The sequence below is a fragment of the Streptococcus sp. 5346 genome, assembly GCF_013277455.1.
Taxonomy (GTDB): Bacteria; Bacillota; Bacilli; order Lactobacillales; family Streptococcaceae; genus Streptococcus.
Map to the genome: position 1 here is coordinate 180925 of NZ_VMMY01000002.1, position 23863 is coordinate 204787.

11 protein-coding genes are annotated in these 23863 nt (G+C 42.0%); 4 read left to right on the top strand and 7 right to left on the bottom strand.

Annotated elements, in window-relative coordinates; all coding sequences use genetic code 11:
• Positions 1-44 precede the first annotated feature (44 nt).
• The 3 genes from HT732_RS10450 to HT732_RS01950 all read left to right on the top strand — a co-directional run bounded on the left by HT732_RS10450 (position 45) and on the right by HT732_RS01950 (position 3224).
• Positions 45-218 carry a PhrA family quorum-sensing system peptide gene (locus HT732_RS10450; protein ID WP_345890499.1) on the top strand — a complete coding sequence of 58 codons (174 nt, stop codon included), beginning with the start codon at positions 45-47 and terminating at the stop codon, positions 216-218.
• A gap of 356 nt (positions 219-574) precedes the next feature.
• Positions 575-2590, top strand: coding sequence for a DUF1430 domain-containing protein (locus HT732_RS01945; protein ID WP_173253780.1), 2016 nt, complete (start codon positions 575-577; stop codon positions 2588-2590).
• A gap of 1 nt (position 2591) precedes the next feature.
• Complete coding sequence (locus HT732_RS01950; protein WP_173253781.1) at positions 2592-3224, top strand: ABC transporter ATP-binding protein; 633 nt, start codon at positions 2592-2594, stop codon at positions 3222-3224.
• A gap of 678 nt (positions 3225-3902) precedes the next feature.
• Here HT732_RS01950 and ndk read toward each other — a convergent pair.
• From ndk to HT732_RS01970, 4 genes are all read right to left on the bottom strand, one after another.
• Positions 3903-4316 (bottom strand): nucleoside-diphosphate kinase, encoded by a 414-nt coding sequence (ndk, locus tag HT732_RS01955; protein WP_061115000.1) that lies wholly within the window; start codon positions 4314-4316, stop codon positions 3903-3905.
• A gap of 108 nt (positions 4317-4424) precedes the next feature.
• Positions 4425-8102 (bottom strand): DNA-directed RNA polymerase subunit beta', encoded by a 3678-nt coding sequence (gene rpoC, locus HT732_RS01960; RefSeq protein ID WP_000228746.1) that lies wholly within the window; start codon positions 8100-8102, stop codon positions 4425-4427.
• A gap of 32 nt (positions 8103-8134) precedes the next feature.
• Complete coding sequence (rpoB, locus tag HT732_RS01965) at positions 8135-11746, bottom strand: DNA-directed RNA polymerase subunit beta (RefSeq protein WP_173253782.1); 3612 nt, start codon at positions 11744-11746, stop codon at positions 8135-8137.
• A 568-nt stretch (positions 11747-12314) separates the two neighbouring features.
• Complete coding sequence (locus tag HT732_RS01970) at positions 12315-14312, bottom strand: thiol-activated cytolysin family protein (RefSeq protein WP_173253783.1); 1998 nt, start codon at positions 14310-14312, stop codon at positions 12315-12317.
• A 579-nt stretch (positions 14313-14891) separates the two neighbouring features.
• Between HT732_RS01970 and HT732_RS01975 the strand changes: the two genes are divergently transcribed.
• Complete coding sequence (locus tag HT732_RS01975; RefSeq protein WP_240155823.1) at positions 14892-19007, top strand: pullulanase; 4116 nt, start codon at positions 14892-14894, stop codon at positions 19005-19007.
• A 228-nt stretch (positions 19008-19235) separates the two neighbouring features.
• On the opposite strand, the gene HT732_RS01985 is transcribed toward HT732_RS01975, so the two are convergent.
• From HT732_RS01985 to bglA, 3 genes are all read right to left on the bottom strand, one after another.
• Positions 19236-20285, bottom strand: a complete 1050-nt coding sequence (locus HT732_RS01985) for an Atu2307/SP_0267 family LLM class monooxygenase (protein WP_173253784.1) — start codon at positions 20283-20285, stop codon at positions 19236-19238.
• Positions 20286-20403: 118 nt separating this feature from the next.
• On the bottom strand, positions 20404-22212 hold the full coding sequence (gene glmS / locus HT732_RS01990; RefSeq protein ID WP_173253785.1) for a glutamine--fructose-6-phosphate transaminase (isomerizing): 1809 nt from the start codon (positions 22210-22212) through the stop codon (positions 20404-20406).
• 192 nt (positions 22213-22404) lie between these two features.
• Complete coding sequence (gene bglA, locus HT732_RS01995) at positions 22405-23784, bottom strand: 6-phospho-beta-glucosidase (RefSeq protein ID WP_173253786.1); 1380 nt, start codon at positions 23782-23784, stop codon at positions 22405-22407.
• Positions 23785-23863 lie beyond the last annotated feature (79 nt).

Genomic DNA, 23863 nt, shown 5'->3' on the forward strand with positions numbered 1-23863 from the left:
ATATATATGTTAAAATAAAAACAAGGAAACAGAAAGGGGTTTCAGTGCAAGAGAAAAAAACGTGGAATTCAAAATTAGCTATATTAGCTTTACTAGGGGTTTTTACGTTTAGTAATACAATTCCTTACCAACAGTTTATTCAGAAGAATAAACGATCGGAGATTCGAGTGCAATCACAAAAAAAGTCCAATGGTCTTGATGTTGGGAAGGCTGATTGATTTCGTATTACTTTAAAATTCAACTATTTAGAGAAAGGTATTCTGATGAGAGCTTGTAACAATACCAGATAGATATAAGAATGGAGATGTTTGATAAAATGCTTTCATAGCTAACCAACTGTTGAAAATTATGAGTTACAAAATCTAAAGTATTTAAGATTGGTTTATAAAATTAGGTCTCTGTCTGTAGAAAGGAACGTGCAGTTAGAAAGGAGGAAAAAATAGGATACTATAATTCAGACTGAGATTTCTAATTAAAAATTGAAGAAGATTCTTTTATCAATAGTTTAGTAAGCTTGTTAGTTTATAGAGGGCAGGGGTATTTCTGTCCTCTATTTTAGAATAAGGAATGCACTATGAAAAAATTATTTATACTCATATCCAACCTGCTTGCTAGTTTGTTCTTTGTTTGGGTATTTACCATTTGGAATGATACATATGTCTCCTATTATTACCCCAACGTTGTTGTACGTGATTCTTCCCCTGAAACAACTTTTCAGCATGTTGCTACACGCTTGGAAAAACTAGCAGAAGAAACGGATAGCTTTATTGCGATTCAACACCAGGATCCTAACTCAGAAGGTACTCCAGTGTTTTCTTATACGACCTTTGGGAACGGAAAGTTGCCTGATGGGTTACAGGAAAAAAATCTAGAAGATGCTCAAAGTAGTAGTGTTGAAACAAACTATTTTGTATTTGATGGAAACCTAGATATTCACTTGCTAAGGGAGGAGCTAAGTCAACTTGGCTTGACTAACATGCACCTGATAATTCCATCCAAACTATCTACGTTAATGGCTATCTTTAGTAACGGATTTCAGTTAATCAGTCTATTGATTTTCATCTTAACCTTTGGAGCACTGACTTTAATTAGTCAAATTAGCCAATTACGGTCGTCGGGTATTCGCCTCATTTCAGGAGAGAAACGGTGGTCCATTTTTCTTAGACCAGTTGGTGAGGATTTGAAAGGGATAGCTGTTGGTTTCAGTTTAGCTGGCGTGCTCGCCATTCTTATGCAAAAAATTCTGTCGCTTCCAACGCAATCCCTAATGACCATAGGAGAAGGCTTGCTCAGTTATAATCTCATCTTGTTGTCGATCTCCCTGTTTTTCGCTCAACTCTTCGCAGTTGGGATAAAAAAGATACACCTGATGCAGATTATAAAAGGGCAAGTTCCTGTCAGAGGAATCATTAGTTTGATTTTAATCGGTCAACTATTAGCGATTATTATTGTAACGCTGGGAATAGGGAGTAGCTTAAAGTATTCCCAAGCCTGGCAACAGCATCGGATTGGACAAGAGGCTTGGAGCCAGGAAAGGCAACTGATTACCCTATCAATCAGCCGTGAAGGAACGAGTCCTGGTTTTGATGAACAAGCTCAAAGGAAACTCAGAACTTGGTATCAATTGATGGATCTGGCTGTTTCAGAACAAAAGGCTTTCTTATCTAGACACCAGTTAATTGACCGTACTTTGCAAAATGGCATGGCTTCCTCCAAAAACTTTATAACCTCTACAGAATGGCACGATTACAACCCGAATGGCAATGTCCTTATCGTCACACCGCAATACTTGGAGCGTCAAAACATTCCTGTAGATACAACTATTGAGCAAAAGATGAATCACCTTGATGTAGGGGAGTTTGTCTTATTGCTGCCTGAACACCTCCGTTCAGAGGAAGAACATTATAAATCTGTTTTTGAAGACGACTTAACCAGTCGCATATCTAGTCGAGATGAACGACAGCAAATGACTGCTACGGTAGGTTATTTGGAATCAGGTCAGGATCGTTTTGTGTATAATACGACCCCTATTTCTTACCAGCAGTTTTTGAAAGATCCAATCATCATTGTTATAACACCCCAATCAACTGGTCCACAGTCCATTTTGTTTTGGGTAGACGCAGTACAGAACTACGTTCTCTTTAATCAATTGTCTGATGCCCAGGAGCTTATCCAGAGACAAGGCATTGAAAATTGGGTCTCAGAAATGCAAACAGGTTACCACAACTACATCACATTATTGGATAATATCCAGAGGGAACGTTGGGTAATGCTAGCAGGAGCTGTGCTTGGGATTGCAACTTCAATCTTGTTGTTTAACACTATGAATAGGCTCTACTTTGAAGAATTTAGACGTGCCATTTTTATCAAACGCATTGCAGGTCTCAGGTTCTTAGAAATCCATCGCACTTATCTCTTTGCTCAACTGGGTGTGTTTTTCCTGGGATTTGTTGCGAGTGTATTTCTTATGGTAGAGATAGTAGTTGCTTTCTTAGTCTCATTACTCTTTACTTGTCTATCTCTTTTACAGTTACATGTCCAAATGCAGAAAGAAAACAAGATGTCCATGCTTGTTTTGAAGGGAGGTTAATATGATTGAACTTAAACAGGTGAGTAAATCTTTTGGAGAACGAGAGTTATTTTCGAATCTTTCAATGACATTTGAGGCTGGAAAAGTCTATGCCTTAATTGGTTCAAGTGGTAGCGGAAAAACAACCTTGATGAACATGATTGGGAAATTAGAATCTTATGATGGGACGATTTTTTACCGAGGTAAAGACTTGGCCAATTATAAATCGAGTGATTTTTTCCGTCACGAATTGGGCTACCTCTTCCAGAACTTTGGCTTAATTGAAAACCAAAGTATTGAAGAAAACCTTAAGCTAGGTCTCATTGGTCAAAAGTTGAGTCGGGCGGAACAGCGGTTGAGGCAGAAGCAGGCTTTAGAACAGGTCGGCCTGGCTTATCTTGACCTAGATAAGCGCATCTTTGAGTTATCGGGCGGAGAATCGCAACGGGTTGCCTTGGCAAAAATTATCTTAAAGAATCCACCCTTTATTCTGGCAGATGAGCCAACAGCTTCAATAGACCCAGCAACCTCTCAGTTGATTATGGAGATTTTGCTATCTCTTCGAGATGATAATAGGCTAATCATTATCGCAACACATAATCCGGCAATTTGGGAGATGGCTGATGAAGTGTTCACGATGGATCGTCTGAAATAAAAATCCTTGTTTTTAATTGCACGATGAGTTACTGAAATATTATCATGAATCAATAATTGGAGTTAATTTAGAATTGTACTTTATTAATATTGAGGTAACTTTTTCTTGATAAAGGAAGAAATAGTGGAGAGGAAGTTAGAATTTCAAAAATTTAGAGCATTTTTGGCTTAGTAATATGTGTTAAAGGCTCAAAATCTATGGTAAAAAGTAGCTTTGAAAACGTATTGCCTCCAAAGATTTAGTTAAATAATGATTTAACACAAAAAGAAATTATTGAAGTTCTGGAAAGATGTTGTTTCAGTATTGAGAAAAGGTGGGAAAAACTTGCGATATTCACAGAGAAAGGAAGAAAAAGTATAGAAATATAGTCAATTGAAACAAGAACAGGACAAAAGAACCTTTTGTGCCATATTTTCTCCTTTCGCTTTACAATTGGCTTGAACACCTTTATTGTATCGCGTTTGGAGTTTTTTTGGTATAACCTTCGACGCGCACCCGCATAGCGGGTGTTTTTTTCATCTCGCACCTAACGGAGCGAGATGAACTAATAGTCACTTAATCAAAAAACGCACCATATCAAAAACTAAAAAGTTTGATATCATGCGTCATGTCTTAAACTAATTGACTATACTTTCTATTCAAATGAGCTTTTAACCAATTGATTGAACCAATCCACTCTTAAAACCAAAGAGCAATTTCTCGCTTAGCTGACTCTTCTGAATCTGAACCATGTACAACATTTTGGATAACCTCATTTTCTCCAGCAGCTTTTGCAAAATCACCTCGAATCGTTCCTGGTAAAGCTTCTTCTGGACGAGTCGCACCCATCATAGTCCGCCAAGTTTCGATTACTTTGGGACCAGAAATGATACCTACAAGAACCGGTCCTGAAGTCATAAATTCACGAATCGGCGGGTAAAAACTTTGACCAACCAGGTCCTGATAGTGCTGGTCAATCAACTCTTCTGAAACCTGTGAACGCAACTCCAATTTTTCGATTGTAAATCCACGTTGTTCGATGCGTTTCAACACCTCACCCACTAGTCCTCTTTTTACACCATCTGGTTTAATGATAAAAAATGTTTGTTCCATACCCGTCTCCTTTGTCAGCCTCTTTCTTTTATTTTACCACATTTCATGGAAAAATGGAGAAAGTTTTCAGAAAACAGAAAGAGAACCCGAAGGTTCTCTCATTCTCTTTTATTCTACTGTTTCTTCCACAGTTTCAACGGCAGTATCCACAACTACTTCTGTTGTTTCTTCATTTCCTTCTTCCTCTACTGGAGGATTAAGGTATTCTTCTTCGTTGATAGCATGTGGTTCAAGGTTACGGTAACGGGCCATACCAGTACCTGCTGGGATGATCTTACCGATGATAACATTTTCCTTGAGTCCAAGGAGATGGTCTTTCTTACCACGGATAGCCGCGTCAGTAAGGACACGAGTTGTTTCCTGGAAGGAAGCCGCTGACAAGAAACTGTTGGTTTCAAGTGAGGCTTTGGTAATTCCCATAAGGACTGGGCGACCTGTCGCTGGAACTCCACCTGCGATAAGGACATCTTTGTTAGCATCTGTAAAATCATTGATATCCATGAGGGTACCCATGAGAAGATCTGTGTCACCTGGATCCATGACACGGACTTTACGGATCATTTGACGAACCATTACCTCGATGTGTTTGTCACCGATTTCTACCCCTTGGCTACGGTAAACTTTTTGTACTTCACCGAGAAGGTAAGTTTCAACTGACAAGACATCACGAACTGCAAGGAGACGTTTTGGTTGGATAGAACCTTCTGTAAGAGCAGCACCACGCGCTACTTGGTCTCCAACTTCAACACGCATACGAGCTGTAAATGGAACGACGTACTCACCTTCGCCAGTTTCACCCTTAACAAAGACTTTCTTAGTACGAGTTGAGGCATCTTCTTCGATAGCTGTAACTTGTCCTTTAACCTCTGTGATAACCGCTTCCCCTTTAGGATTGCGAGCTTCAAAGATTTCTTGGACACGAGGAAGACCCTGAGTGATATCGGTATTTGAGGCAACCCCACCCGTGTGGAAGGTACGCATTGTAAGCTGTGTACCAGGTTCCCCGATAGATTGGGCAGCGATTGTACCAACTGCTTCACCAACTTCAACCGCATCACCAGTCGCCAAGTTGATACCATAGCAGTGACGGCAGACACCATGACGAGTGTTACATGTAAATACAGAGCGGATAGTCACTTCTTCCACACCAGCATTGACAATTTCACGCGCTTTGTCTTCTGTAATCAACTCATTTGGACCGATAATCACTGCACCAGTTTCTGGATGTTTAACAGTTTTCTTAGTGTAACGACCATTGAGACGCTCCTCGAGAGACTCAATCATTTCTTTTCCTTCTGCGATAGAGCGGATCAAGAGACCACGGTCTGTTCCACAGTCGTCCTCACGGATGATAACGTCTTGGGCAACGTCAACCAAACGACGAGTCAAGTAACCTGAGTCGGCTGTCTTAAGGGCCGTATCGGTCATACCTTTACGGGCACCGTGAGTTGAGAAGAACATTTCCAATACCGACAAACCTTCACGGAAGTTTGAAAGGATTGGCAATTCCATGATACGTCCGTTCGGAGCAGCCATCAGACCACGCATCCCGGCAAGCTGTGAGAAGTTTGAGATGTTACCACGGGCTCCAGAGTCCATCATCATAACGATTGGGTTCTTCGGATCTTGGTTGGCAATCAAGCGTTTCTCTAGTTTTTCACGGGCAGCACGCCATTCGGCTGTAACAGCATTGTAACGCTCGTCGTCTGTAATCATACCACGACGGAATTGTTTTGTAATTTGTTCTACACGTTTGTGTGATTCTTCAATGATTTCAGCCTTGTCATCAACGACTGGGATATCGGCAATACCCACTGTCAATCCTGCAAGAGTTGAGTGGTGGTAACCGAGATTCTTCATGCGGTCAAGTAGGGCAGAAGTTTCTGTCGTACGGAAACGTTTGAAGATTTCAGCGATGATATTTCCAAGATTTTTCTTCTTGAATGGAGGGTTGAGTTCAAGATTGCTGATAGCTTCCTTGATATCTCCACCAAGTGGCAAGAAGTATTTAGCTGGAACGCCTTCTGTCAAGTTGGCATTGTTTGGTTCTTGCAAGTATGGTAGACCCTCTGGCATGATGTCGTTGAAGAGGATTTTACCAACTGTTGTAAGCAAGACCTTGTGTTTTTGCTCTTCTGTCCAAGGCTTGTTGAGGCTGTCTGTTGCGATACCAACACGTGAGTGGAGGTGAACATAACCATTACGGTAAGCCATAACCGCTTCATCACGATCTTTGAAGACCATTCCTTCACCTTCACGACCAGCTTCTTCCATGGTCAAGTAGTAGTTACCCAAAACCATGTCCTGAGATGGAGTAACAACTGGTTTACCATCTTTGGGGTTCAAGATGTGCTCAGCAGCGAGCATGAGGATACGAGCTTCTGCTTGGGCTTCTTCTGAAAGCGGTACGTGGATGGCCATTTGGTCCCCGTCAAAGTCGGCATTGTAGGCTTCACAGACAAGTGGGTGCAAGCGAAGGGCCTTACCATCAATCAAGACTGGCTCGAAGGCTTGGATACCCAAACGGTGAAGGGTCGGTGCGCGGTTCAAAAGCACTGGGTGTTCTTTGATCACTTCTTCAAGGATATCCCAGATACGCTCATCTCCGCGTTCCACCAAGCGTTTAGCTGCTTTGACGTTTTGCACGATATCACGTGCAACGATTTCACGCATCACGAATGGTTTAAAGAGCTCGATCGCCATTTCACGTGGCACACCACATTGGTACATCTTAAGAGTTGGACCAACAGCGATAACGGAACGTCCTGAGAAGTCAACACGTTTACCGAGCAAGTTTTGACGGAAGCGTCCTTGTTTACCTTTAAGCATGTGGCTCAATGATTTCAGTGGACGGCTACCTGGTCCTGTGATTGGACGACCACGACGACCATTGTCAATCAAAGCATCAACTGCTTCTTGAAGCATACGCTTCTCATTTTGAACGATGATACCTGGTGCATTCAACTCAAGCAAACGAGCCAAACGGTTGTTACGGTTGATAACACGGCGGTAAAGGTCGTTCAAGTCAGATGAGGCAAAACGGCCACCATCCAACTGCAACATTGGACGAAGATCTGGTGGAATAACCGGAAGGATGTTGAGAATCATCCATTCAGGTTTGTTTCCAGACTTGTAAAAGGCATCCAAAACATCCAAACGACGGATGGCTTTGACACGTTTTTGTCCAGTAGCTGTTTTCAACTCTTCTTTGAGTTCAGCAATTTCTTTTTCAAGATCTACTTGTTTTAAAAGGTCTTGGATAGCTTCGGCACCCATCTTGGCAACGAACGATCCATAACCATACTCACGCAAGCGCTCACGGTATTCGCGCTCTGTCATGATAGACTTGTGCTCAAGTGGTGTATCCTTAGGATCAATCACCACATAAGCCGCAAAGTAGATAACTTCCTCGAGGGCACGAGGGCTCATATCAAGGGTCAAGCCCATACGGCTTGGAATCCCCTTGAAGTACCAGATGTGAGATACAGGAGCTTTCAATTCGATATGTCCCATACGCTCACGACGAACTTTCGTACGCGTTACTTCAACCCCACAACGGTCACAAACAATCCCTCTGTAACGAATGCGTTTGTATTTACCACAAGCACATTCCCAGTCTTTTGTAGGACCAAAGATAACTTCATCAAAGAGTCCTTCACGTTCTGGTTTCAAGGTACGGTAATTGATTGTTTCAGGTTTTTTGACTTCTCCATAAGACCATGAACGGACTTTACTTGGAGAAGCTAGGGTGATTTGCATACTTTTAAAACGATTTACATCAACCACTATTTCTTCCCTTTCTATTCTAAGTGAACTGCTTATTCTTGTTCAGCAGCTTCTTCTGTTGCTTCCGCTTTTGTTGCTTTCTCAGCTTCTTCAGCTTCAAAGGCTGCTTTAGCCTCTTGGGCTGCTTTTTCGCGGGCTTTTTCAAGGTCATCTACGTGGATGACATCTTCGTCCATTCCTTCATCCAAGTCGCGAAGTTCCACTTCTTGGTCATCTTCGTCAAGGACACGCATATCAAGACCAAGAGATTGCAATTCTTTGACAAGAACTCGGAATGATTCTGGAACACCTGGTTTTGGAATTGGTTTTCCTTTTGTAATAGCTTCATAGGCTTTCAAACGTCCGTTGATATCGTCAGACTTGTAAGTCAAGATTTCTTGAAGGACATTTGACGCACCGTAGGCTTCAAGAGCCCAAACCTCCATCTCACCGAAACGTTGTCCACCAAACTGAGCTTTACCTCCGAGTGGTTGTTGGGTAACGGTTGAGTAAGGTCCGACTGAACGCGCGTGCAATTTATCGTCAACCATGTGATGGAGTTTGATCATGTACATGACACCAACTGACACACGGTTATCAAATGGTTCACCAGTACGGCCATCGTAAAGGATTGTCTTGGCATCGCTATCCATACCTGCTTCTTTAACAGTTGACCAAAGATCTTCAGAACTTGCTCCGTCAAAGACTGGTGTTGCGATATGAATACCCAGAGTACGAGCAGCCATACCAAGGTGGAGCTCCATAACCTGACCGATATTCATACGTGATGGCACCCCAAGTGGGTTCAACATGATATCGACTGGAGTTCCGTCTGGAAGGTAAGGCATGTCTTCTACAGGAACGATACGAGAGACAACCCCTTTGTTTCCGTGACGTCCGGCCATCTTATCTCCGACCTTGATCTTACGTTTTTGAGCGATGTAGACGCGAACCAGCATGTTAACACCTGATTGCAACTCATCTCCATTTGCACGTGTAAAGATTTTAACATCACGAACGACACCATCGGCACCGTGTGGTACACGAAGAGAAGTATCACGCACTTCACGAGATTTATCTCCGAAGATAGCGTGCAAGAGGCGTTCTTCAGCTGAAAGGTCTTTCTCACCCTTAGGTGTTACTTTACCTACAAGGATATCGCCTTCTTTAACCTCAGCACCGATACGGATAATACCCATTTCGTCAAGGTCTTTAAGAGCGTCTTCCCCAACATTTGGAATTTCACGAGTGATTTCTTCAGGCCCAAGCTTTGTATCGCGCGTTTCTGATTCGTATTCTTCAAGGTGAACAGAGGTATAGACATCGTCTTTAACCAAGCGTTCGCTCATGATAACGGCATCCTCGAAGTTGTAACCTTCCCAAGTCATGTAGGCAACGATTGGGTTTTGTCCAAGTGCCATTTCTCCATTTTCCATGGAAGGTCCGTCAGCGATGAAATCGCCTTTTTCAACAACATCGCCAACTTTAACAAGCGTGCGTTGGTTGTAAGCAGTACCTGAGTTTGAACGACGGAATTTTTGGATGTGGTAAACGTCCAATGAACCATCTTCACGACGAACTTCTACCTTGTCAGCATCTGCGTAAGTAACTTTACCATCATACTGAGCAATCACAGCCGCTCCAGAGTCGTGGGCTGCTTGGTATTCCATACCAGTACCAACGTAAGGTGCTTGAGGATTGATCAATGGCACAGCCTGACGTTGCATGTTGGCTCCCATGAGGGCACGGTTGGAGTCATCGTTTTCCAAGAAAGGAATACATGCTGTCGCAACGGCAACTACCTGTTTTGGTGATACGTCCATGTAGTCAACAACATTAGCTGGATACTCTTGGTTGACCCCTTGGTGACGTCCCATGACAACTTTCTCAGCAAAGGTTCCATCTTCATTCAGACGAGAATTAGCCTGTGCTACAGTAAATTCATCTTCTTCATCGGCTGTCAACCAAACGATTTCGTTGGTAACAACACCTGTTTCACGGTCAACTTTACGGTATGGTGTTTGAACAAAACCATATTTGTTCAAGTGTCCATATGATGACAAGTTATTGATCAAACCGATGTTAGGTCCTTCAGGTGTCTCGATTGGACACATACGACCGTAGTGAGTGTAGTGCACGTCACGTACTTCATATCCAGCACGGTCACGTGTCAAACCACCAGGTCCTAAGGCTGACAAGCGGCGTTTGTGAGACAACTCAGAAAGCGGATTGTGTTGGTCCATGAACTGTGACAACTGTGATGAACCAAAGAATTCTTTCACCGCAGCTGTTACAGGACGGATATTGATGATTTGTTGTGGTGTCAAGACTTCATTGTCCTGAACAGACATACGTTCACGGACATTACGTTCCATACGAGAAAGTCCAAGACGTACTTGGTTGGCAAGCAATTCCCCAACCGCACGAATACGACGGTTTCCAAGGTGGTCGATATCATCTACACGGCCAAGTCCTTCAGCCAAGTTGAGGAAGTAGCTCATCTCAGCAAGGATATCTGCAGGAGTCACCGTACGAACCTTGTCATCTGGATTAGCATTACCAATGATGGTTACAACACGGTCTGGATCAGTTGGAGCAACAACCTTGAATTTTTGAAGAACAACAGGCTCAGTCACAACGGCTGCATCATTTGGAATATAAACAATCTTGTTCAAGTCACCATCCAAATGGCTTTCAATACTTTCAATCACGCTACGAGTCATAACAGTTCCAGCTTCTACCAAGATTTCGCCTGTTTCAGGGTCTACCAATGGCTCCGCAATGGTTTGGTTGAGCAAACGTGTTTTAACATTGAGTTTTTTGTTAATCTTGTAACGACCAACGGCTGCTAAATCATAGCGACGTGGGTCAAAGAAACGAGCTACAAGCAAGCTACGTGAGCTTTCAGCTGTCTTAGGCTCACCTGGACGAAGGCGTTCGTAGATTTCTTTCAAAGCTTCGTCTGTACGAGAATCCATTGGGTTCTTGTGGATATCTTTTTCAACAGTGTTGCGAACCAATTCGCTATCACCAAAAATATCAAAGATTTCATCATCACCTGAGAAACCAAGCGCACGAACCAAGGTTGTAAATGGAATCTTACGAGTACGGTCGATACGAGTGTAGGCAATGTCTTTTGAGTCACTTTCAAGTTCCAACCAAGCTCCACGGTTAGGGATAACCGTTGAACCGTAGCCCACTTTACCGTTTTTATCAACTTTATCGTTAAAGTAAACACCTGGCGAGCGCACCAACTGAGATACGATGATACGTTCACCACCATTGATAATGAAAGTACCCATTTCTGTCATGATTGGGAAATCACCAAAGAAAACTTCTTGGGTCTTGATTTCGCCTGTTTCTTTATTGATTAAGCGGAAGGTTACAAAAATTGGTGCTGAGTAGCTAGCATCGTGGATACGAGCTTCTTCTAGCGTGTATTTTGGTTCCTTGATTTCATATCCAACAAATTCCAACTCCATTGTGTCTGTGAAGTTTGAAATTGGCAATACATCTTCAAACACTTCTTTAAGACCATGGTCTAGGAAATCTTTGAATGAGTCAGTTTGAATTTCAATCAAATTTGGTAAGTCAAGAACTTCTTTGATTCTTGAAAAACTACGACGGGTACGATGTTTCCCGTATTGAACGTCATGTCCTGCCAAGATGATTCTCCTTTGTAAATAAGTTCCAAGCCTTGTCAAACAGGCTTTTCTAATCGTCATATGGTTTTAAAAACCCCTATCACCGTGTCCCTTTGATGAATTTTCAGAATCTTTAAGTCTTTGTTACAAATGCTCGAATTCCTGAAAAAAAGCACAAAAAGAGCAGCTAAATCTGACTTTTTCAGAAGATTTAACTGCTGTGAGCCTTGTCTGGACAATATTTCAGACAAAACCTACGACAAATGATTACTCATATTATACCCTATTTAGCTAGATTTTTCAAGGGATTCTGTAGATTTTTGGTAATTTTTTCGTAGGTCGTAACTTCTTAAAGTAACTTCCACTTGCCTGACCAAAGTGGAAATTAGTCTAAAACGGATTTTTATGATGGAATTAAGTGTGAGACGTTTGAAAATGTTTTAATAGCAACAACGTACTATTCTAGTTTCAATCTGCTATAGAAGTTCCCCTTCTCATCTTTTCATTCTCTCAAAAGTCAATCATAAAAGAGGAGAAATCGAAGTTCCTCCTCTTCACTGTTTACTATCGAATCAAGTAAATCAAATCGTTACTCATTCACAATTTTTTCATCAACTTTAGGGTTTAAAGTTGTTCCCCAATGTGTAATTGTACGCTGTTGTACTAGTGGTAAGTCTGTGCGGTTGTAAACTGTACGCCATGGTTCCCATACAAGACCTGTCTTTTCTTGAACCTTGATGCGAAGATTACGGACATTTCCTCTAAATTGAATCTCTGTTTGGAAGCCTGAAGTTCTGTTTTTTCCGTTATCTTCCCATTGATGTGAACGGATTTCTGGATTTCCTTGTTCATCATATGTAATTTCATCCCAATAGATGTAGTAACGCGCAACATAAGCACCCTTATGATGAAGTTTCAAGAAGCCATTTTTATAAGAAGTAACCTTCGTTTCGATATAGTCTGTACTATTTTGTAAAGTTGCTTGGGCATTATCTTTTAGGAAGGCAGTCTTATATGAGATTGGCACAGCTGGACTTTGAGCGCTAAAGTTAGCTCCTTCTCTAATGAGTTCCTTCAAGTTTTCGACTGTTCCTGTGACAACTTTGGCGGCACCGCTAGCATTACCTCCTACAATTACCGCTGTTACAGAAGTATTCTTCAATAGACGGCTCCATTCAGAATTTGGAGCAATTGTTGCGCCTTTGATAACTGCATTAATAGCTGCTTTTAATTCAGTAGACTTACTTGCTGACTCAAACTTAACATAGATTTGACGTCCGTAAGAAACGTTTGATACATATACAGGTGGAGTTTGTGAATCAACACCTCTTTGTTTTAAATCTTCAGGTGTCACACTCTTGTCAAATACAGCCGCTGGATTGGTCGGTGCATCAAATGTTGCTGTATAGTAGATTTGTTTAAAGTTTACAACTTCAATTTGCTTTTCACCCTTTTGCACAGCCTCAAAGTCAATCTTGAGCGGTGCACCTGCTTTTTCAAAGTCTGCACCAAATTTTGCTTTCAATTGATTCATGCTATAGGCTGTAGTTGATTCATACTGAACACGGGCAGGAACGGAATGGCTAGATGAGTAATTCTTTGTCCATCTTTCAACCAAGGTATTCATCGCAGACTGCATACCACTAGTTGTAGGATCTGCTTCAATTCGGCTGTCAGACTGAATCATACCAGGTAAATCGACGCTGACTGTCCCCTTTGCACGGGCAAGACTAATCAATTCTGGCTGATTTTCTAGCAGATTTTGGTTTGCCTTATACAAGCCACCTAGAAAGACATTTTGATTTCCATTGATGGAAACATCTGCTGTGCCTGTAGAGAGGGTTTTCTTGATTTTTTCTACAACGACAAACTCTCCATTTTGTTCCTTAGCACTTGTGTTGTAGCGATTTTCTAAGGTTTCTCCCTTACGAGTTAAAATATCCAAAGGATTATAAGTTAAGCCAAAAAGGTAGTCTTTCAATGCTGATTTTTGATCTACTACTGGTGCAGTTCTATCCTGTCCAACTTGAGTTGTTGCTGAACGGAATACTTCCACTTCTGCCAAGCTCAATGGGGTATTTTTAGTTTTCAACTCCACTTTTACATAACGAGCGCCTTTGGCGGTGAAGAAAACTTCAAGTTCTGCCTTCCCATTCAAACTATCAAAGTGTTGACGAGCAACTTCTTGTTTTGCTTCATTTAACAAAACAACATCAAAATTGGAAAGACGATTAGCTACATTCCCATCTCCACGATTGTAAAGTTTAACTTTTCCAACATTCTCTGTTTTTCCAAGATCAACTTGCCACCAAGCATTGTCTTCAAAGTTTGTGTGCGTTACAGAATGGTGCCCATAGTCACTATCAACATTACCATCCACTGCTCGTGTAGCAGCTCCTCCATAAGCAGTAGAACTTTGACTAGCTTGTTTTCCACGGGCGATGTTTTCTGTCTCAACTGGACGATTCCCTTGCTCTGTAGCCAAAGCTACTCCCTGAGCGCTCAATAAAAAGGCCGCAACAACAGCACTACACACACCAAGTCCACACTTTTTGACAAAGCGATGCAAACGTTTTTCTTGATTCATTCCTTATTCCTCCGTTTTTAAATGAATACGTTTTCCTATTTGTCTATAGTTTATCAAATTTCAAGTAAAAGTCAAGCACAAATCAGCAAAAAAGTCAAGAAAATAAGAAGAAAACGTTTGCTGAATTTTTCTGATATTTTCTTTAGATTTCCAGTAAATACTATAGTTTGGAAACTAGATAAAACTTGAGAAGCGCTAGCTTTTTCTCTTCCTATTTATAGTTTCGCTAGATGAACTTTTTAAAGAAATATTAGAAATCAATTTCTGAATAAAAATAGCTGGGAACACATCATCTTCCTAATAATACGGCTTGGCTTATATGACATTTTTATACTCTTCGAAAATCTCTTCAAACCACGTCAACGTCGCCTTGCCGTACTCAAGTACAGCCTGCGGCTAGTTTCCTAGTTTGCTCTTTGATTTTCATTGAGTATTATTTCCATTATTTATACTGATATATAAAATAATACGGAAAACTTCTCAAAAGTAAGAATTTCTTTGATAAACCAAAGAAAACGCTTGCATATTGTTTTACTACATGCTATACTGATATAGAAATTTATTGATTGGAGAATCATTATGAGAAAAACCCCAGCTCAAACTGAGAAAAAAATGGTCTACAGCATCCGTTCCCTCAAGAATGGAACTGGTTCTGTCCTTATCGGCGCAAGCCTTGTCCTACTTGCTATGGCTACCCCAACTATCTCAGCCAACGAAAGTACACCAACCACTAACGCAAGTAATAGTGAAACCACTACTGCCCTTGCCCAACCTCTTACTGATGCAACAAACATCGCTGGCAAGAACGAAAGCGATTTTTCTTCACCTAACAATGCAAACGCTTCCCTAGAGAAAAAAGAAGAAAAACCTGCAACAGAGCCAACCACTCCTGTTGCAAGCCCCGCCGATTCAGCACCACAAACCGGACAAGATCGTTCAAATGAGCCAACTACTTCTACTAGTCCAGTAACGACTGAAACTAAGGCAGAAGAGCCAATCGAAGACAATTACTTCCGTATCCACGTCAAAAAACTTCCTGAAGAAAACAAGGATAGTCAAGGACTATGGACTTGGGATGATGTTGAAAAACCTTCTGAAAACTGGCCTAACGGAGCCCTGTCCTTTAAGGATGCCAAAAAAGATGACTACGGCTACTACCTAGATGTCAAATTAAAGGGAGAACAAGCCAAGAAAATTAGCTTCCTCATCAATAATACAGCTGGAAAAAATCTAACCGGCGATAAATCGACCGAAAAACTAGTTCCAAAAATGAACGAGGCTTGGTTAGACCAAGATTACAAGGTTTTCTCTTACGAGCCACGGCCTGCAGGAACTGTTCGCGTCAACTACTACCGCACTGACGGCAACTATGACAAGAAATCTCTCTGGTACTGGGGAGATGTGAAAAATCCAAGTAGCGCTCAATGGCCTGACGGAACAGACTTTACGGCTACAGGTAAATACGGTCGCTATATCGACATTCCTCTCAATGAAGCATCAAGAGAATTCGGCTTTTTATTACTAGATGAGAGCAAACAAGGAGACGACGTGAAAATCCGTAAAGAAGATTATAAGTTCACAGATTTGAAAAATCATAGCCAAATTTTCCTAAAAGACGATGACGAATCGATTTACACAAATCCATACTATGTCCATGATATCCGTATGACAGGAGCCCAACACGTAGGCACTTCTAGCATTGAAAGTAGTTTTTCAACACTAGTTGGTGCCAAAAAAGAAGATATCCTCAAACACTCCAACATCACTAATCACCTAGGAAACAAAGTAACTATTACCGATGTTGCAATCGATGAAGCTGGTAAAAAAGTGACCTACAGCGGAGATTTCTCTGACACAAAACATCCCTATACTGTTAGCTACAATTCCGACCAATTCACTACCAAAACAAGCTGGCGACTTAAAGATGAGACTTACAGTTATGATGGCAAACTGGGAGCTGACTTAAAAGAAGAAGGAAAACAAGTTGATTTGACCCTTTGGTCACCAAGTGCTGATAAGGTTTCTGTCGTTGTCTACGACAAGAATGACCCTGACAAAGTAGTTGGAACTGTCGCTCTTGAAAAAGGAGAAAGAGGAACTTGGAAACAAACTCTAGATAGCACAAACAAATTAGGAATCACCGATTTCACCGGATACTATTATCAATACCAAATCGAGCGTCAGGGTAAAACTGTTCTTGCACTCGATCCTTACGCTAAGTCCCTCGCTGCTTGGAATAGTGACGATGCCAAGATTGACGATGCCCATAAAGTGGCTAAAGCTGCCTTTGTAGATCCAGCCAAACTAGGACCGCAAGACTTAACTTATGGTAAGATTCACAACTTCAAGACTCGTGAAGATGCCGTTATCTACGAAGCTCATGTGCGTGACTTCACTTCAGATCCTGCCATTGCAAAAGACTTGACCAAACCATTTGGGACTTTTGAAGCCTTTATTGAAAAACTAGACTATCTCAAAGACTTAGGTGTGACCCACATCCAGCTCCTTCCAGTCTTGTCTTACTACTTTGTCAATGAATTGAAAAATCATGAACGCTTGTCTGACTATGCTTCAAGCAACAGCAACTACAACTGGGGATATGACCCTCAAAACTACTTCTCATTGACTGGTATGTATTCAAGCGATCCTAAAAATCCAGAAAAACGAATCGCAGAATTTAAAAACCTCATCAATGAAATCCACAAACGTGGCATGGGAGCTATCCTAGATGTCGTTTATAACCATACAGCCAAGGTCGATATCTTCGAAGACCTAGAGCCAAACTACTACCACTTTATGGATGCTGACGGAACACCTCGCACTAGCTTTGGTGGTGGACGCTTGGGGACAACTCACCATATGACCAAACGGATTCTAGTTGACTCTATCAAATATCTAGTTGATACCTACAAAGTGGATGGATTCCGCTTCGATATGATGGGAGACCACGATGCGGCTTCTATCGAAGAAGCTTACAAGGCTGCACGCGCCCTCAATCCAAACCTCATCATGCTGGGTGAAGGTTGGAGAACCTATGCTGGCGATGAAAATATGCCTACTAAAGCTGCTGACCAAGATTGGATGAAACATACCGATACTGTCGCTGTCTTTTCAGATGACATCCGTAACAACCTCAAGTCTGGTTATCCAAACGAAGGGCAACCTGCCTTTATCACAGGTGGCAAGCGTGATATCAACACTGTCTTCAAAAATCTCATTGCTCAACCAACCAACTTTGAAGCAGATAGTCCTGGAGATGTCATCCAATACATTGCAGCCCATGATAACTTGACCCTCTTTGACATCATTGCCCAGTCTATTAAAAAAGACCCAAGCAAGGCTGAGAACTATGCTGAAATCCATCGTCGTTTACGACTTGGAAATCTCATGGTATTGACTGCTCAAGGAACTCCATTTATCCACTCTGGTCAGGAATATGGACGCACCAAACAATTCCGTGACCCAGCCTACAAGACTCCAGTAGCAGAGGACAAACAACCAAACAAATCTCACTTGTTGCGTGATAAGGATGGCAATCCATTTGACTATCCTTACTTCATCCATGATTCTTATGACTCTAGTGATGCTGTCAACAAATTTGACTGGACTAAGGCTACAGATAGAAAAGCATATCCTGAAAATGTCAAGAGCCGTGACTATATGAAAGGGTTGATTGCCCTTCGTCAATCTACAGATGCCTTCCGACTTAAGAGTCTCCAAGATATCAAAGACCGTGTCCACCTCATCACTGTCCCAGGTCAAAATGGTGTAGAAAAAGAGGATGTAGTAATTGGCTACCAAATTACTGCTCCAAACGGTGATATCTACGCAATCTTTGTCAATGCGGATGAAAAAGCTCGCGAATTTAATTTGGGAACTGCCTTCGCCCACCTCAGAAATGCTGAAGTTTTGGCAGATGAGAACCAAGCAGGACCAGTAGGAATTACCAACCCGAAAGGACTTGAATGGACTGAAAAAGGCTTGAAATTGAATGCCCTTACAGCTACTGTTCTTCGAGTCTCTCAAAATGGAACCAGCCATGAGTCAACTGCAGAAGAGAAACCAGATTCAAGCCCTTCCAAGCCTGAACATCAAAATGAAGCTTCTCACCCTACACATCAAGATCCAGCTCCACAAGCTAAACCTGATTCTACTAAACCATCTGCAACAGTAGCTGATGCGGAAAATAAACCTAGCCAAGCTACAACTGATTCACAACCACATAAGGACAATAATACTCAATCACTTCCATCTACGCATACTCAAACTATTGTCACTTCCTATACTCCAGCTTATACAAATAAGAAATCGGAAACTCCAAATCAGACAACTAAAGCTAGTTGGAAACAAGAAAATGGCATCTGGTATTTCCATAAAGCAGACGGTTCTCTAGCTACTGGTTGGATAAAAGATGGAGATACTTGGTATTACCTAAAAGATGATGGTTCTATGGTTACTGGCTGGGTAAAAGATGGTAATGTTTGGTACTTCCTAAATAGTAACGGTTCTATGTCAACCGGTTGGGTTAAGGATGGAGATACTTGGTACTATCTTGAGCCATCAGGAGCTATGAAAGAAAATCAATGGTTTGAAGTTTCTGGCAAATGGTACTATGTTGATTCATCAGGTAAACTTGCAGTTAATACAAGAGTTGAAGACTATTTGGTCAATGAAAACGGTGAATGGGTTAGCTAAAACTGCTACTGTATAACCTGCATAGCTAGATATAACTAAGCACAACGATAACAAACTCCTGTTTGCAGGAATCAGCCTCCTGCCCTTCTAGGTCTCGAGTTCTTGCTAAAAAACAAAAAAGAGAACTAAACTAGCCCTCCTATAGAAAAATCCCCCAAGCATTATAGCTCGGGGGATTGATTTTTGTACAATATTTGTCGTCCTAATAAACCTGATTAGGATTTTTTATTAAGCCTCTTTCATGGCAAAGTATTCCCGTACTTTTGGAGCCACTTGCGTTCCGAAAAGTTCCATAGCTCTCAGAACCTGGTCATGAGGCATAGAACCAAGAGGTAAGTGCAACATAAAGCGGTCCAAACCTAAGTCTTCAATCATGCGAATCAATTTTTCGGCCACCTGATCTGGATTGCCCACAAACATAGCACCATTTGGCCCAACTTGCTCCAAATATTGCTCATAACGCAATTCCTGCCAGTGCGGACGGTCTTTGGAAATAGCATCCACCACTTGCTTGGTCGGATGGAAATAATCTTTTACCGCCTGCTCGCCATCCTCAGCAATCCAACCCCAAGAATGAGCTCCAACCCTTAGTTCCTGACTGGCATAACCCGCTTCGCTCCCAATCTCACGATAAGCCTGAATCAACTTTTTAAAATAACTCGGATTGCCACCAATAATGGCATAAACAATCGGTAGACCAGCCTGAGCAATCTTCACTGTTGATTCGGCATGACCACCTGTCGCTATCCATAAGGGTAATCGGTCCTGAACTGGACGAGGATAAACTTCTTTACCAGAGATTGTTTGGGTCAATCGACCTTGCCAGTCTAACTTGGTCTTTTCATTGACTAATTGAAGCAAGTCTAATTTCTCATCAAAAAGGGCTTCGTAGTCTTTCAAATCATAGCCAAACAAGGGAAAAGATTCCGTGAAAGAACCCCTTCCAGCCATAATCTCCGCTCGTCCATTTGACAAAGCATCGATAGTGGCATACTGTTGGAACAAACGAATGGGATCCATGCTTGACAGAATGCTGACTGCGCTGGTCAAACGGATTTTCTTGGTATTGACTGCCCCAGCTGCTAGTACAATCTCTGGAGCTGATACCGCAAAATCTGCTCGATGATGCTCACCAATCCCATACACATCCAAACCAACCTTATCAGCCAGCTCAATCTCCGCCACCAACTGGCGAATGCGTTCGGCATGACTGTAAGTCTGTCCAGTCCCTTCAAGCTCCGTTGTTTCCCCAAATGTTGAAATTCCCAATTCTACCACAGTGATTCTCCTTGTCTACCTCTGTCCTTCAATTTGAAAAATTATTCTAACACGAATCTTGAGTACAAGCAACCCATTTGCTCACAAGAAAAAGCCTAGATAACTAGACTTTTTTGGCTTATTCTACCGTTACTGACTTAGCAAGGTTACGTGGTTTATCCACATCAAGGCCACGGTGCAGAGTTGCAAAGTAAGCGACCAATTGCGTTGGCACAACCATTGAAATTGGTGAGAGGTAAGGGTGTACAGTCGTAAGCACGATGTCGTCTGTATCCTTGGCAACATTTTCTTCTGCAATAGTGAGAACCTTGGCACCACGGGCTGCGACCTCTTGGATATTTCCACGAGTATGGTTGGCAAGGACTGGATCTGACAAGAGTGCCAAGACAGGTGTTCCTTCTTCAATCAAGGCAATGGTTCCGTGCTTGAGTTCTCCTGCCGCAAAGCCTTCACACTGGATGTAAGAAATCTCTTTGAGTTTAAGGCTTGCTTCCATAGCTACGTAGTAATCTTGACCACGCCCAATATAAAAGGCATTGCGAGTTGTTTCAAGAAGATCACGAACCTTGGCTTCAATGTTTTCTTTCTCTGAAAGAGTTGATTCGATAGACTGAGCTACGATTGACAACTCATGAACCAAGTCAAAGTCTTGCGCTTTAGCATTGCCGTTCGCTTCTCCAACTGCTTTTGCAAGGAAGGCAAGGGCTGCAATTTGTGCTGTATAAGCCTTGGTTGAGGCTACGGCAATTTCAGGTCCTGCATGAAGGAGCATGGTATGGTTGGCTTCACGAGAAAGAGTTGAACCTGGGACGTTTGTCACTGTCAAGCTTGGGATTCCCATTTCATTAGCCTTGACCAAAACCTGACGGCTATCCGCTGTTTCACCAGACTGGCTGATAAAGATGAAAAGTGGTTTCTTGCTGAGAAGTGGCATACCGTAGCCCCACTCAGATGAGATTCCAAGTTCAACTGGTGTATCTGTCAATTCTTCCAACATTTTCTTAGAAGCAAATCCTGCATGGTAAGATGTTCCAGCTGCAAGGATGTAGATGCGATCTGCGTCTTGAACAGCCTTGATGATAGCTGGGTCTACGACAACTTGACCAGCCTCATCTGTGTAGGCTTGGATGAGTTTACGCATAACCGTTGGTTGCTCATCGATTTCCTTAAGCATGTAGTAAGGGTAAGTTCCCTTACCGATATCAGACAAGTCAAGTTCCGCAGTATAGCTAGCACGTTCACGACTGTTGCCATCATAGTCTTGAACTTCCACACTATCAGCCTTGACGATTACCAACTCTTGGTCATGAATTTCCATGTATTGGTTGGTCTCACGAATCATAGCCATAGCATCTGAGCAGACCATGTTGTAGCCTTCCCCAAGACCAATCAAAAGTGGTGATTTATTTTTAGCCACGTAGATAACTTCAGGATCTTGTGAGTCAACCAAGGCAAAGGCATAAGAACCACGGATGATATGAAGGGCTTTTTTGAAGGCTTCAAGAACTGACAAGCCATCTTCTTCCGCAAATTTTCCAATCAAATGAACGGCTATTTCCGTATCTGTTTGCCCTTTGAAGTGGTGACCTGCAAGGTATTCTTCCTTGATTTCAAGGTAGTTCTCAATCACCCCGTTATGCACCAAGACAAAACGTTCTGTCTCAGAGCGGTGTGGGTGAGCATTGTCCTCAGTTGGTTTCCCGTGAGTTGCCCAACGAGTATGTCCAATACCAGTTGTTCCCTCAACACCAGCTGTCTTAGCAGACAATTCTGCAATACGGCCAACCGCCTTAACCAGATGGTTTTCAGCACCACCTAGGACAAAAATCCCCGCAGAATCATAGCCACGGTATTCGAGCTTTTCAAGCCCTTGAATCAAAATATCAGTTGCATTTGTGTTTCCAACAACACCAACAATTCCACACATAGTATATACGACACAGGCAAGCTGTGCTTTCTCCTTAAAATTGGTATAGTCTAATTCCTCTTTTATAGAATCAGCAAAAACAGTATATACTTGTTTCTTTCACTTGTCAAGAGTAAAAATTGGTATAGTTCAAATTACGCTCCTGTTAGCAAAAGACTCTGACCAATTAGGATAATCAGTCAGAGTTCTTTTTTAAAATCCATTATTATCGCTTAGTTCCTTGAACCAGTGCCCTGATTTCTTCAGACGACGTTCTTGCGTTTCCAAGTCTAATTCGACCAAACCATAGCGATTTTTATAGCTGTTGAGCCATGACCAACAATCAATAAAGGTCCAAATTAAGTAGCCCTTACAATTGGCTCCGTCTTCAATGGCACGGTGAAGTTCACGAAGATGACCTTTTACAAAGTCAATACGGTAATCATCTTGAATCATTCCATCCTGACGGAATTTTTCTTCCCCTTCAACACCCATGCCATTCTCTGTCAACATCCACTCGATATTACCATAATTTTCCTTGATATTTTGGGCAATGTCATAAATTCCCTGCTCATAAATCTCCCAGCCACGGTGAGGATTGATTTTACGTCCAGGCATCACATAAGGCTCATAAAAATGTTCTGGTAAGAGTGGGCTCTCTGGATGCTTCGCAAATCGAGGAGCCATAACACGCAAAGGTTGATAGTAGTTGACACCAAGGAAGTCCACTGTATTGTCACGAATGAGTTCCAACTCCTCCTCCGTAGTATCAGGTAAAAGACCGTGTTCATGCAAGATTTCTACCAACTCCTGTGGATAAGTCCCCAAAACAGACGGGTCTAAGAAAGATTGGGCCTGAAAAAGGTCCGCAATGCGAGCTGCCTTGACATCCGCAGGATGCTGACTACGTGGATAAGCAGGTGTCAAGTTGAGGACAATCCCAATCTTGGAATCAGGCAAGAGTTCATGACAGGCCTTGACCGCACGACTGCTAGCTAATTGTGTGTGATAAGCTACTTTAACTGCTGCCTCTGCATCCACCTTATGTGGATAATGGGCATCGTAAAAATAGCCAAATTCTACAGGAACGATGGGCTCGTTAAAGGTAATCCATTGATCCACTAAATCTCCATAGGTCTCAAAACAAAAACGAGCATAGTCTTCATAGGCTGAGACAGTCGCCTTATTTTCCCAACCATCACCATCTTCTTGAAGAGCAAAAGGTAAATCAAAATGATAAAGATTCACTAAAAGACGAATCCCTTTGTCCTTAATAGCCTCAAAAACCTTACGATAGAAATCCACACCTTGAGCATTGACTTCCCCACGCCCTTGTGGAAAAATCCGTGACCACTGAATAGAAGTCCGAAAGGCCGTGTGACCAGTTTCTAACAAGAGGTCGATATCCTGTTCCCAATTTTCATAAAAGGTCGATGTTTTATCTGGACCAATCCCATTATAGTAGCGATTTGGCTCCACTTGGAACCAGTAATCCCAGAGATTATCTCCCTTACCGTCACCAGCTACACGTCCTTCTGTCTGTGGCCCAGAAGTAGAGGATCCCCAGACAAAATCCTTTGGAAATTTTAGCATACATTTACCTCTTTATCTACTCATTTTTCCTATTATACAGAAAAAACAAGGTAAAAACTAGTTACATTTTTCCCTTGTT